Source organism: Sporolactobacillus sp. THM19-2, from assembly GCF_004153195.1.
In the GTDB taxonomy this organism is placed as follows: domain Bacteria; phylum Bacillota; class Bacilli; order Bacillales; family Sporolactobacillaceae; genus Sporolactobacillus.
Map to the genome: position 1 here is coordinate 23,984 of NZ_SEMC01000003.1, position 12,701 is coordinate 36,684.

Consider the following 12,701-nt stretch of genomic DNA (forward strand, 5'->3'; position numbering starts at 1 on the left):
CATTACAGTTGTTTAATATTTGATGCAGGATAAGACAGCTATAAGAACATTTATCAGATCAGACAATTTTTTACAGAAAACAGCATAAGGATCTGCCCGGAAAATAAGAACAACGGCTTGCCCACTGGAAATCAGTTCTTCAGTTAAAAATTTTGCCAAAAAAATAACCTGTCTCCTTTATCCGGAAACAGATTGATCTTCAAATAATGCACTTCAGCCTGCCGCCCCTGCCTGAACATCAGAATCCATGATTATGTTTTTCATCAGGCTTCCAGACGTTGACGCAGGGCATGAGTCAACGCAACTGACCGCGGTTCACCGAGACGCATACCGCTCAGATCTTCAGCAGGCTCTTTCTTCTCCAGACTGTTAAAGGGATTTCTGAACAGTGAATTTTCTTTAATATAATGAAAAGTTGCTTTCGCAGCCTGGTTTTCACCGTTCTGAAATTTTCCCGTCAGCTCCCTGATAAATGGATACCAGACCGGTCTGGAGGAAGAAAGCAGCTGTTCAAGACGTAACGCAGAAAGCTGTCGCGCCTGATCCAGTGACAGCACCCTGTGAAACGCATTAGCCTTAAGATACAACAGGTATTTGCCCATCGACAGTCCCGCCTGTCTGGCATTCTGCCGTCCGGCCATCGATGCGATCTGCCACTTTGACGCCGATCCGCTTCGTATGGCCGTCCGGGCCGTTCCTGCCGTGTATGCTTCGAATAATTTTCTGTTAAAATGATCTCGCTCTGACCGCGTGATCTGATTGGTAAACGCGGTAGTAATCAGACACAGGGTCTGTCCGGTTAACTGTCCCCGCGCGTTGAGCCTCTCGAACAAATGTGACGTAAAGGCACTGAAAGACATATTCCGGAATGCATCCGGATCCGGAAGTATCGCTTTAGCATTCCCATCCAGGGCCTGAACGGAAATAATGCGCATGTCCGGATCGACACTCGCTTCAATATCGGATGCAACATCAAAGCTGACATAGGCGGCAACAGGCCGGTCCGGCTGGAAGGTACTATGCGATAAAGGTGCAAAGCAGAACATGGAAAATCCAAGAGCCAGTACAGGTATAAGAAAATAACTGCCAAGATGAAATGAATGAGCAAGGTGAGCGGATAAAACCGTTTCCCCGACTGACAATGTGGCGGTGCGCCTCAGTCTGACCGATTCAAAATCACCATCATTTGTCAGAATGACAGCCCGGCGTCCCTGTTTGGAGACAAGAACTCCACGATTGTTCAGTTTCCTCCCCGCCCTTCTTACGTCAATGAACCTCTGAGTACTCCGGTTCAATATATGACTTTAGTGCATTGAATCCGCCGATATAGATCAGCGCTAATGCTATTATATACTTTCGATTCCTTTCAATGGTTTTGCGGCTGCATGAAACAAATTGCAGTAAATCTTTTATCGGCAGCTGCTTTTTCTTACGCAAAAACTGAACAAGCTCCTTGTGTTCTACAAGAATTTTCGCTGAAATCTTGGCGTTCTCACGGGCATCGGCATGTTTCGGACAGTGCCTGCTCAGGACATCGAAGGTGATCCCGTATTCAAGCAGCAGTTTTCTGTAACTGTCAATCTGTTCTGTGCGCTCACTGATTCGGCATTTTTCTTCATAAAAATCAATGGCTGCCTGCTGCTCAACATAGCTTTCTTCCATATTGTTTTCATCATCATGCTGCGCCTGATCCAGGTAGATATTACGCATTTGTCTTGATTCCTTACGAATGAAATCAATAATTCTGCGCCGAATAACCATATCGGCAAAGGTCAGGAATTTGCTGCCCTGTCCCTTTTTATACTGGTTTATGGCTTCATTAAAAGCGACCATTCCGACACTGAATTCATCCATGGTCTGATCAATAAAACGATTGCATACTTTAGAAACAACCTTTTTAATAAAAGGCTGGTAAGATTCGATAATTTTATTTCTCAGGGTCTCATCGCCCTGCTGTGCTTTAAAAATATTGGTTTCAAGCGGAAAATTGTACGCTCCACCTATAGCAATCTGGCCGGCGCTCATCACGATTCCACCTCTCGCTTTTTTCTGGTCAATTGATCTTGATTTAAACATATCACGTCAATACAGTTCTGGTGAGTATTGTCAAAAATTTTTGTTAATGTCAGAATCTGTGCCATATTTTCAGTCGAAGGGCATCGTATCCTGTCAGAATCAGTAAAATACCCTTGTCTCTTTTATACCATGACAGCTACCGCAGGGGAAGCGACATTATGGTAACAATCAGATGACAAGGGCTGTTAAAAAACATGATATTTTTACCAGATGGAGAGGGAGTCTGATCTCAGCCTTTTTCGCCGATCAGTTTCTCATAAGCCGCTGCGTCAAGTAACTGATTGAAAGCACCTGAGTCCACCGATTCAAGCTCAATCATCCAGGCCTTCTCATAGGGTGATTCGTTAACAAATTCGGGAGAATCCTCAAGATCACTGTTTGTGTCTGATACGGTCCCGCCAACAGGTGCATAAAGTTCCGAGACGGTTTTCACCGATTCAACACTGCCGAACGAGTCTCCTTTTTTTAATTCATGGCCTGTCTCCGGTAATTCGACAAAAACAATATCACCTAATTCCTTCTGAGCGTACTCCGTGATTCCGATTCGGACTTTGCCGTCTGGTTCTTTTTTCACCCATTCATGATCTTTCGAGTAAAGCAAATCTTCAGGAATACTCATTATGATGCCTCCGTTTCAGTTAAGCGGCTGACCGCACTGTGTCTTTTTATTTTTTTTCAATACCATTATATCGTAATTTCTCTGTGATGCCCTTTAATTTTCCCTCATGACTTTGCCCCAGATGGCTTCGAACTGCTGCGGATTAAAGCCAACCGTAACATGTTCCCCGTCGGTTATAATCGGGCGTTTGATCAGCATGCCGTCAGCAGAAAGCCATTCCAGCCATTTTTCTTCAGGTTCGGTTCTGATCTTTGTCTTTATATCCTGGTCCCGATAATGTCTGCCACTTGTGTTAAAAAATTTCTTCAGAGGCAGTCCTGATTTTCGGTAGAGACTTCTGAGTTCATTCTTTGCAGGCGGATGCTCAGCAATCTGTATCTCGCTGTAGTTGATATCGTGGTCGTTTAACCATTTTCTCGCCTTTTTACATGTCCCGCAGGTCGGATAACCATACATCGTCAGCAACGTGCTTCACCACCCCTTCGCTTATTCTTTTTACCGGCTTTGTCCGCGCTGCCTGTTTTGCCCTTAATGGATCAGTGGCAGGTGCGACACTCCGGCGGCACCAGCAACCTGGTGAGCCCCCGCAGCGAATATACCGGGCGAGGAAAGGCACGGATCGCCCGCGGAAAAGGACACCTGAGTGAAAAATAACAGGCAGGCTGAACGGGCCTGTTTCTTATAGTATAGCCTATTTCATAAGATCATCTAAAGGCATGTGACTGTTGTTTCCTGTAGAAAATAAAAAGAAAGCCAAATGATTTCCGCACGCAGGGACATAATACACCTGAGCACCGTCACCATTAATTTAATTAACAGAGGAGTGTGAAACACACATGAACATGCAGCAGCAGGGCGGGCAGGCTCAGACGAACTTTCCACAGCCGCCGGACATCCTGTCCACAAAAGATCATTTGTATATTGAAGACATGCTTTCATGGAACCTGGATCTCATCAAGAAAGCACACGCCTACGCTTCTATGTGTCAGGATCAGGATGTGATGCAGGCGATGAATCGAACCTGTCAGCTTCATCAGCGCCATTATCAGGATATCCTGAATCACCTGGGTAAACACATACAGGCCCCTGTTACGGGAGGGATTTCGAAATGATGAAGCAGCCCGCACAGTCGACACCGATTCAGAATACGGAATCCCAGGTTCCGAAAACGCCGCAGATGAATGACAGGGATTATTTAAATGATCTGCTCCTGTCGGAAAAATATATGGGCATTTCCTATGTACATGCCATGCAGGAAGCGAGTCATCAGGCGCTTTATCAGGATATTAAATCTGTTTTTGATGCCACCTGCGACCATCAGCGCGATCTGTACAATCTGATGTTTAACAAGGGATGGTATAAATTTGAATCTCAGGAACCTCAGAAAATGCAGCAGACACAGCAACAGTTCAACCAGTATGCCCGGCAGCAGTTTCCCAAATAAGAAGGGGCTGAAAAAAAGACTGCTCTGGCAAGTTGCCGATGCGCCAGAAATCCGGTTTTTCTAATCCTTTCTTAATCGAATGAATTTACAGCACTGTTTCCTGAATGGAGCAGTGCCTTTTTTTACATAGAGGAAGGATCACAATCTATGGATGCAACTCGGGTTCAGCCGGCGCCTCAGGCCTGGCTAAACCCGTGGATTTCCCGGGAAATAGCATATCTTGACGCGCAGGCCGGTTTTTCCATTTAACTGGTAACATCATGCAATTTCTTTTGTACCCCTCCGAAAGTCTCATAATCTCGAAACCTATTGACCAAGGAGGGAGTTACAAAACATGTTCAAAAAAATTCTTGCTTTAACTCTTGCTGGGTCGCTTGCCTTGCCATTCGTTTCAGGGGGACACGCAGAAGCTGCATCTCTTCCAAATAATGTCCAGCTCAAAGTCGCTGCGACTGATCTTTTAAATCCGTGGAAGTTGAAGGACAATCAGTTGCCCGACGTCAATGAACTGCTGAAAAAGTTCGGCATTCAGGTTGATCTTTCTCATCTGAAAAATCAGCCGATCGTGGTGGATATCGGTCAAAAGACAGATCAGCCGCAGAAAAACCCGGGACAGGCAGCTCAACCACAAAAGCCTGAGGCAGCGGCAAAGCCGGCAGCCCCGGAAAAACCCGCAACTCCGGAAAAACCGGCACCGGACAAAAGTCCTGAACCTTCCGATCATCAGCAATCAACGAGTCAGATGAATGCATTTGAAAAGAAAGTCGTTGAACTGACGAATCAGGAACGTACAAAAGCCGGACTGGCGCCGCTGAAATCGGGAAATGCCCAGCTGGCCAAAATGGCACGTGCCAAATCGCAGGATATGCGAGACAGGAATTACTTTGACCACCAGTCACCGACCTACGGATCTCCTTTTGATATGATGAAAAAATACGGAATCAACTATAGAGCAGCCGGAGAAAATATTGCAGCCGGTCAAAAAACCCCGGAAGAAGTCGTTCAGGGCTGGATGAACAGCCCGGGACACCGTGCAAATATTCTCAACGCTAATTTTACAACAATTGGTGTCGGCTTTGTTGAAGGTGGATCATACGGCACGTACTGGACTCAGGAATTTATTGGAGAATAATTTTCAATCCGTTATTTTAATTCATTAATCATAAACTATAACAGGCAGCGCCGGACCATGTATCCGGCGCTGCCTGTTATTTCAAATCGGTAAGGTAACGTTGCGGGCGCTGCTGAATAGTATGAAAAAAGAAGCTTGACTTCGCGGAGGTTATGACGATGAGTAACCCGCTATATGTAGCCCTCGGCGATTCTCTTACCGTGGGCGTGGGATCAACTTTATTTTATCCTGATTTTGTCAGGCAATATCACCGTATTTTGAAAGACCGCTTCCGGCTCCCTGTCAGGCTGAAAGTGTTTGCAAAAAATGGTGCAACGACAGCAGACATTCTTCGCAGTCTGGCTCATCCGGACGTTTCCGAAGCCGTCCGACAGGCTGGATTTCTCACAATCACAGGAGGCGGGAACGATCTCCTTCGCGCCGGAAGAGCCTGGCTGAAAACCGGTGATGACAGCATAGCGAGGACAGCAGTCCGCAAATGTCTGGATCAAATGGAACGAATCCTGTCAGCTATTCTGGATATTCATCAGACCGGACCTCTCATGATCCGGGTCCTTAACCTTTACAACCCTTTATTTCATGTCCCCGGCTCGAGCCTCTGGATTGAACAGTACAATCAGGGCCTGTCTGCTCTCGAACGCTTTCCTTTTGTCCGCACGGCGGATATCTATCAGGCTTTCACCGGCTATGAGCCTTATCTGCTCAGTTTCGATCATTTGCATCCCAATCCGGCCGGCTACCGCCTCATGACGCAGGTTGTTGCTGAACTGGGGTTCGACCCTTACCAGAGATCCGGTTCCGAACATACCGGTAAGCTGCCAGAGAACTGATTTTTTTATCTATACATTCAGCCGGAACTCCATCAGCCCGGCTGTTTGACGGCTATGCCCGCCATTTAGGTGGTATATTTTTCCCCCAGTATATTTTCTTCAATTCATGATGTGCCTGAAAACCATCCCGCGCAGAATGATAATGAAAATCAAACCAGTAACCGTCAAGCGGCGGGTGGTCCCGGCGGACGTGCAGTTTGAGTACATTTTTTCCGGAATCCGTATTGTAAATGTGCAAAATTCGTTCACCCAGTCCCGGTGCAGCAGAGTGCGTTACGGCAAGACTGCGGACCCACTCTGAATCATGGCCGCGACTTAGCTCCCGTATGACGGCTGCAAATGCAGGAGCCACTTCAGTAGCATACTGATAACCCATTTTCTCTGTGATCCGCCGACCAAATTTATGCAGGCCCTGATACCTGACTTCCAGAAGCGCATAGGACGAAAAGGCACTGATCAGTTTCTCCACCGGCTCATCGTCAGGAACTGCGGCACTCCAGCCTGTTCTCCTGCTTGCTTCCTGCGTCTCTACATAAGCTGGAAGATCTGTTTTCTGACCTTTCGTGCTCTGGATATTTTGCTTATCACTTTGTTTATCAAGATAATTCGCCGGAAAAGTGGGGACAATGGCGCCAAATGTCAGTACAGCGACTATTCCAATTAGTGTTTTTCTCATGAATTTTGGAATCAAAAAATCCCCTCCCGCCTCTCCGTCATCTGTACTCTTATTATATCATTCGCAGCGCTCCGAAACATCAGTCCTTCTTTCGAAAAAACAGCCTGCGAAGAGGATCACAGGCTGTCAGGAGTTACACATTATCAAATTTAAAATCGTCGTCAGTTAAGGGTTCGATATTCAGCGGAACAACATAATCTCCTTTTGTTGAGAAGAAATCATGATTGATCGTACCGGTATCAATCCCGTTCAGCACAATCTGGCTGACCGGATCATGTTCGTATTTATCGTCCCGGCCCAGATTCTGCAGTGCCCGGTTGGCATTATACAGGACGTAATCGTTCACTTCTTTCACCAGACCGACATCCGCATAGATCTTTTGCGTGTATCTCTTCTCGATATCAAGCAAATGGTCAAGGAGTTTAAAAGATTCATGATCCGCCTTCACTCTTTCACTGTCCGACAGATCCTCCTGGTAAAGCCTCTGGGCGACCATTCCGGTAAAACTCCCGTGAATCGATTCATCCTGAATGATTTTCCGGATGATCTCACCGCTGGCAATCATCCGCCCCTGTCCGGACAGGTAAACCGGATAGAAGAAGCCACTGTAAAAGGAAAAGCTTTCAAGGAAAACGGATGCGGTCATGGCCATATACCGTTTAAACGGCGTCACATTTTCCCGCCGATCATAAAGCTGGTTATACCAGAAGGCAATCGCCTGATACTTTGCCTGAAGTTCCGGCTGCCGATCTACCCATTCACCCAGATAATAATTGGTTTTCTTCGATGGTATGAGCGTTGAAAAAATATGGGAATAAGATTTTGCATGGATATGTTCCATCATCCCCATCCAGGCAAACACAGCCTGCTCATGCATATTATCATGATGAATCGAGATCAGGGGCATGCCGTTATCCCCCTGTTCACGATCAAGCCCTGTCAGCCCGGACAGGACTTCGACATAGGTACGCCGTTCTGCCTCAGTCATCCGGCCCCAGTCGGGCAGATCCCGTGAAACCTTGAAGGCCTCTTCTGTCCAGAACTGATTGATATTTTGCTTCCAGTATATCTTTGCAATCTGGTTATCACTGTTGTTCCAGTTTATAGCTTTCATTTTCCAACCGTCCTTACATGCTTGATCGTATCATACGGCGCAGGCTGTGCATTCTTCCGGCGACAGCAGCTGTGTCCGCGTGTAATACAGTGATTTCAATCCTTTTTTATGGGCATAGACATAAAGCCGTGCCAGCTGTCTCGTGCTGGTCATGCTGTCAACATACAGAATGGTCGACACGCCCTGATCCACATGTCGCTGGATTTCGGCAATCATATCAATGACCCGGTACTGATTCGTCTGATACGCCGATTTATAGTACCACATCGTCTGCGGGGACAGGAAGGGCATGGGATAGATGGTTTCGCTGTTACCGTATTTGCGACGCTCAATGACATTGACAACAGGCATGACCGAACTGGTTGCATTCTGAACATAACTGATGGACTGTGTCGGTGCGATCGCAAGACGATAGGCATTATATAACCCGAATTTCATCACCTTTTCTTTCAGATGCGCCCATTCTTCCGTTGTTGGAATGTGAATCGCCTGAAACAGTTCGGCTGCACGTTCTGTCCGTGGACCAAAATACTCCTGTTCGTACTTTTTGAAGTAAGAGCCATCCGCATAGTCGGACTTTTCAAACCCCTTAAATGTTTCCCCGCGCTCCCGGGCAATCAGCATCGATTTTTCAATCGAATAATAATTGACCAGCGAGAAAAAGGTACGAGCGAAATCCCGGGCTTCTTCCGATTCATAGGCGATCTGGTTCTTTGCAAGGTAACCATTCAGATTCATTGCACCCAGGCCGACGGAATGCAGTTCCTGATTTGCAAGGCGTACTCCGGGGGCATTGGCAATATGGGTCATATCGCTGACCTGGGTCAGTGCCTCGATGCCCGCATGAACAGAATCACGGATTTTGCCGCTTTCCATCACGTTGACGATATTAAGTGAACCCAGAATACATGAGACATCACGGCGGATCAGATCAGGTACATCATAATCATTGATTGTTGACGTTTCCTGCAGCTGGAAAATTTCTGTACATAAATTAGACATTTTGATATTTCCGAGCCGGTGCAGCGGATGATTTTTATTGGCGTTGTCCTTATAAAAAATATAGGGATAGCCGGACTGCATCTGCATCTGGGCAATCAGATTGAGAAATTCACGTGCATCGGCACTCTTCTTTTTCACCGACGGATCAGCAACCAGCTGATCATACATTTCATCCATGTTCATATCATCCAGGTGTTTGCCATAAGCTTTATAAACGGTATAAGGAGCGAACATGAAGAAGGGCTTTCCCTCTTCAGCCAGTTCGAAAAATTTTCCCGGTACGATCAGTCCGATGGAGAGCGTTGACAGCCGAATATCTTCGTCCGCATTCTCCTTCTTAGTATCCAGAAATTCTGGTGCATCCCAGTGGAAAATATTCAGATAAGCGGCACCGGCACCCGGTCTCTGGCCGAGCTGATCGGCATAGGAAAAACCAAGCTGCAGTTTCCGTGCAACCGGCACAACACCCTTTGCCACCCCTTCAACGCCTTTAATCGCTTCACCGCGGGCGCGTATTTTCGAAAGATTAAGAGCCACCCCTCCGCCAATTTTCGACAGCTGCTGGGATGTACTTTCTATGTAGTTGATTGAATTCAGAGAATCATCGGCTTCAATCAGAAAGCAGGACACCATTTCACCGCGTCTGGCTTTGCCTGCATTCAGGAAAGTCGGAGTCGCCGGCTGGTAACGTTGCTCCATCATGGCATGCATCAGCCGCAGCGCTTTATCAAAATCACCATGTGCAAGAAAGAGTGAGACAATAGACACGCGTTCATCATAGTTTTCCAGATAGTGAGATTTATCATTGGTTTTCATCGCATAGTCACGATAAAATTTACTTGCAGCCATAAAGGACTTAAATGTGAAGTGATAATCCGCCGCCATCCGGTGCAGGGATTCTATTGCCCTTTCATCATACTCACTGAATACATCATAATAGTAATGATGATCAACCAGGTTATGCAGCCGGTCTAAAATACTGTCGAACCGGACGGTCTTTGCACGTACTTCTTCCAAAAAAGCCTGAATAGCCTCCTGATCTTTTTCCAGCTGATAGAAGCCCTCTTTTCCACGTGTGAGCACCTCATTATTCAGCTCAATGTATGACTTCTGCCTGGTCGCTTCGTTCAACAAATGCCCTCACCCTTTCCCGAAAATTCACAACGTCTTCTGCTGTTCCGCCCAGCTCAAATTTGTATAATACCGGGACATGGCAGGTCTCTGCAATTACATCAGCGGCATGGGCAAAATTTCTGCCCCAGTTCCGATTGCCGCTCGCTGCTACTGCCCTCAGATAACGCCCGTTTCGCGCCAGAAAATGTTTGACGCACTCAGGGGCATCGCCGAACCCAATGGTGTTGGTCACCAGGATGAACGGCTGATCGACTGTATCTGTTTGACTGATGGGCTGAAATGAAAGCCCCGTTTTACTTAAAAAACGTCTGACATTTCCGGTCATACTTTCATATAATATGAGCACCGGAATCCCCCCTGAAAAAAGAAAAAAGCCTGTTCAGACTGTTTTCCAAATTATGTTCATTTTACTCGGATAGTACTACATATAGCCTGTAATCATTAATTTACCACAATATATAGTAAGTGGCAAGCAGTCAGCTCTTGTTCTGGCAGGCGAACCAGGGAAACACGGGAGATAAGCGGAGCGCATTATTTCTGCTCCTCCGGATCCTCTTTTCCGACGATCGGCGTAAAGGTACGCTGTTCATGGATGGACTTATGGCGGGTGATGGAACGCTTCTCCGCTTCACGTGCAAAATACTCCTGTGCATTCATTGCTGTTTTCCCTCTCCGGTCCTTCTTTCTGTATTTTCCGTCACGGCCAAGCACCCGGGTTTTCACATTATCGTTCATCATTATCCGGAAAATCTCAATAATCTGTGCCCGTATCTTTTCATCTTCTATCGGGAACATCAGTTCAACGCGTCTGTTCAGATTACGCGGCATCAGATCTGCACTGGCCAGAAAAACTTTCTCTTCTCCGCCATTTCCAAAAATATATATCCGGCTGTGCTCCAGATAGCGCCCGACGATGGAATGAACCTCGATATGCTCACTGATTCCGGGTATCCCCGTCCTGAGGCAGCAAATTCCGCGGACAATCAGTTTAATCTTTACGCCTGCTGCAGATGCTTTATAGAGTGCCTTTATCATCCCGTCATCGGAAAGAGAATTCATTTTTGCATGGATGAAGGCCGGTTTCCCCGCCCGCGCGTTTTCCGTCTCGCGTTCGATCAGATCAAGTAACGTGTTTCTCAGCCAGAGCGGCGCCATGACCAGTTTGTGAAAATAAGGCGGCTCAGAGTAACCGGACAGCATATTGAAAACATTCGAGGCATCAATACCCATCTGCTCATTACTTGTAAGCAGACCCATATCCGTATAAAACTTTGCAGTAATATCATTGTAATTACCCGTTCCAAAATGCATGTAACGCTTGATACCGTTTGTCTCCCGTCGGACAATCAGAGCCATCTTACAATGCGTTTTCAGCCCGACAAGCCCGTATATGACATGGCATCCGGTTTTCTCCAGCTTTTGTGCCCAGTTGATGTTGTTTTCTTCATCAAACCGTGCTTTGAGCTCAACCAGAACGGTGACCTGTTTCCCGTTTTCCGCCGCTTTTTCGAGATAACGGATAATCGGTGAATTTCCGGATACACGGTAAAGGGTCATTTTTATCGCAAGTACACTTTTATCGCTGGACGCCTGCCTGATCAGCTCAATCACCGGTTCGAATGAATCATAAGGATGGTGCAGAAAGATATCATGTTTTCGCATGGTATCGAAAATAGAATGTTCCATCAGTTCATAATGAACGAACGGGTGATGAACCGGAAAACGCAGATTCTCGTTATCATCAAGTGTATCAATCATCTTCGAGAGAAAAGTCAGATCAATCGGTCCATTGACGCGATAGACGTTGTCGGCACTCACCGAAAGACGATTGATCAGTTTATGAATCAATCGATCACTGATCCCGGCTTCGACATCCAGGTGAATCACGTTACCGCGCTGTCGAAGACGAAGCTGTTTCTCAATTTCTTTCAGGAGGTCTTCCGTATCTTCCTCATCGACTTCCAGATCCATATCACGCATCACCCGATAGCATGACGTTTCATCAATATCATAGCCAATAAATAAGTCTCCCAGGTGACGGCGAATGACATTTTCAAGCAGGACAAAACTGACGCGGCCCGCCTCATCCGGAACCCGGATCACACGGGAAAGGACATTGGGTACCTGAACGGTCACAAATTCAAGGTGTCTGGTGCCGCTCCCTTTTTTATGGATCAATGCGGCAATGTTGATGCTTTTATTTAAAATAAGCGGGAAAGGGCGCGAAGAATCCACCGCCATCGGCGTTAATACAGGGTATACTTCCCGGCTGAAATAGTGATCTGTATAATCGAGCTGTTTTTCACTGAGTTCCGCAAGCTCATAGATCCGGATGTTCTGCTCACTCAGCAGTTTTTTCAGGATGCGGTTATAAGTGGTGTACTGCTGTCCAATCATTTTGTGTGCCGCTTCACTGATCAGTGAAAGCTGCCTGTCCGGTTTCAGACCGGCGGGATCCGCCTTTTCATAACCGACGTTAACCATGTCACTGAGTGAGGCCACGCGAACCATGAAAAATTCATCCAGATTACTGGCCGTGATCGAAAGAAATTTGACGCGTTCAAACAACGGGTTATCTTTATCACGCGACTCTTCCAGTACACGCTCATTAAATTGCAGCCAGCTTAATTCACGATTTGTAAAATATTCTGTTTTCCCGTATTGATCCATGATT

At 46.6% G+C, this 12,701-nt stretch carries 13 protein-coding genes; 4 read left to right on the forward strand and 9 right to left on the reverse strand.

The features are described from left to right. Nucleotides 1–263 precede the first annotated feature (263 nt). From EWH91_RS03595 to EWH91_RS03610, 4 genes are all read right to left on the reverse strand, one after another. Nucleotides 264–1,295 carry an anti-sigma factor domain-containing protein gene (locus EWH91_RS03595; RefSeq protein WP_129928658.1) on the reverse strand — a complete coding sequence of 344 codons (1,032 nt, stop codon included), beginning with the start codon at nt 1,293–1,295 and terminating at the stop codon, nt 264–266. After that, a complete protein-coding gene (sigI, locus tag EWH91_RS03600; protein WP_129928659.1) occupies nt 1,267–2,025 on the reverse strand; it encodes an RNA polymerase sigma-I factor in 759 nt (252 codons plus the stop codon). The genes EWH91_RS03595 and sigI overlap by 29 nt, the downstream gene beginning before the upstream one ends. A gap of 280 nt (nt 2,026–2,305) precedes the next feature. Next, nucleotides 2,306–2,695 carry a glycine cleavage system protein GcvH gene (gene gcvH / locus EWH91_RS03605; RefSeq protein ID WP_129928660.1) on the reverse strand — a complete coding sequence of 130 codons (390 nt, stop codon included), beginning with the start codon at nt 2,693–2,695 and terminating at the stop codon, nt 2,306–2,308. 93 nt (nt 2,696–2,788) lie between these two features. Next, a complete protein-coding gene (locus EWH91_RS03610) occupies nt 2,789–3,151 on the reverse strand; it encodes an arsenate reductase family protein (protein WP_129928839.1) in 363 nt (120 codons plus the stop codon). A 380-nt stretch (nt 3,152–3,531) separates the two neighbouring features. Here EWH91_RS03610 and EWH91_RS03615 point away from each other — a divergent pair, with 380 nt between their 5' ends. The 4 genes from EWH91_RS03615 (at nt 3,532) to EWH91_RS03630 (ending at nt 6,101) form a co-directional block, all read left to right on the forward strand. Further along, a complete protein-coding gene (locus EWH91_RS03615) occupies nt 3,532–3,807 on the forward strand; it encodes a hypothetical protein (protein ID WP_206184274.1) in 276 nt (91 codons plus the stop codon). Continuing rightward, nucleotides 3,804–4,139: a spore coat protein gene (locus EWH91_RS03620; protein WP_129928661.1), complete on the forward strand. Its 336-nt coding sequence runs from the start codon at nt 3,804–3,806 to the stop codon at nt 4,137–4,139. Before EWH91_RS03615 ends, EWH91_RS03620 begins: the two co-directional genes overlap by 4 nt. A gap of 334 nt (nt 4,140–4,473) precedes the next feature. Next, nucleotides 4,474–5,271, forward strand: coding sequence for a CAP domain-containing protein (locus EWH91_RS03625; RefSeq protein ID WP_129928662.1), 798 nt, complete (start codon nt 4,474–4,476; stop codon nt 5,269–5,271). Between the two features lie 158 nt (nt 5,272–5,429). Continuing rightward, nucleotides 5,430–6,101, forward strand: coding sequence for a GDSL-type esterase/lipase family protein (locus EWH91_RS03630; protein ID WP_240697244.1), 672 nt, complete (start codon nt 5,430–5,432; stop codon nt 6,099–6,101). A 52-nt stretch (nt 6,102–6,153) separates the two neighbouring features. On the opposite strand, the gene EWH91_RS03635 is transcribed toward EWH91_RS03630, so the two are convergent. The 5 genes from EWH91_RS03635 to EWH91_RS03655 form a co-directional block, all read right to left on the reverse strand. Then, nucleotides 6,154–6,792 (reverse strand): YpjP family protein, encoded by a 639-nt coding sequence (locus EWH91_RS03635; RefSeq protein ID WP_129928664.1) that lies wholly within the window; start codon nt 6,790–6,792, stop codon nt 6,154–6,156. A 118-nt stretch (nt 6,793–6,910) separates the two neighbouring features. Continuing rightward, a complete protein-coding gene (nrdF, locus tag EWH91_RS03640) occupies nt 6,911–7,891 on the reverse strand; it encodes a class 1b ribonucleoside-diphosphate reductase subunit beta (protein ID WP_129928665.1) in 981 nt (326 codons plus the stop codon). Between the two features lie 30 nt (nt 7,892–7,921). Then, complete coding sequence (nrdE, locus tag EWH91_RS03645; protein ID WP_129928666.1) at nt 7,922–10,027, reverse strand: class 1b ribonucleoside-diphosphate reductase subunit alpha; 2,106 nt, start codon at nt 10,025–10,027, stop codon at nt 7,922–7,924. Continuing rightward, nucleotides 9,990–10,373 carry a class Ib ribonucleoside-diphosphate reductase assembly flavoprotein NrdI gene (nrdI, locus tag EWH91_RS03650; protein ID WP_129928667.1) on the reverse strand — a complete coding sequence of 128 codons (384 nt, stop codon included), beginning with the start codon at nt 10,371–10,373 and terminating at the stop codon, nt 9,990–9,992. Before nrdI ends, nrdE begins: the two co-directional genes overlap by 38 nt. A 185-nt stretch (nt 10,374–10,558) precedes the next feature. Continuing rightward, on the reverse strand, nt 10,559–12,697 hold the full coding sequence (locus EWH91_RS03655; RefSeq protein ID WP_129928668.1) for an RNA degradosome polyphosphate kinase: 2,139 nt from the start codon (nt 12,695–12,697) through the stop codon (nt 10,559–10,561). Nucleotides 12,698–12,701 lie beyond the last annotated feature (4 nt).

Bases quoted from the DNA above. Each gene is read 5' to 3' on its own strand.
- sigI (WP_129928659.1), bottom strand. From the start codon at position 2,025: ATGAGCGCCGGCCAGATTGCTATAGGTGGAGCGTACAATTTTCCGCTT.
- gcvH (WP_129928660.1), bottom strand. From the start codon at position 2,695: ATGAGTATTCCTGAAGATTTGCTTTACTCGAAAGATCATGAATGGGTG.
- EWH91_RS03610 (WP_129928839.1), bottom strand. From the start codon at position 3,151: ATGTATGGTTATCCGACCTGCGGGACATGTAAAAAGGCGAGAAAATGG.
- EWH91_RS03615 (WP_206184274.1), top strand. From the start codon at position 3,532: ATGAACATGCAGCAGCAGGGCGGGCAGGCTCAGACGAACTTTCCACAG.
- EWH91_RS03620 (WP_129928661.1), top strand. From the start codon at position 3,804: ATGATGAAGCAGCCCGCACAGTCGACACCGATTCAGAATACGGAATCC.
- EWH91_RS03625 (WP_129928662.1), top strand. From the start codon at position 4,474: ATGTTCAAAAAAATTCTTGCTTTAACTCTTGCTGGGTCGCTTGCCTTG.
- EWH91_RS03630 (WP_240697244.1), top strand. From the start codon at position 5,430: ATGAGTAACCCGCTATATGTAGCCCTCGGCGATTCTCTTACCGTGGGC.
- nrdF (WP_129928665.1), bottom strand. From the start codon at position 7,891: ATGAAAGCTATAAACTGGAACAACAGTGATAACCAGATTGCAAAGATA.
- EWH91_RS03655 (WP_129928668.1), bottom strand. From the start codon at position 12,697: ATGGATCAATACGGGAAAACAGAATATTTTACAAATCGTGAATTAAGC.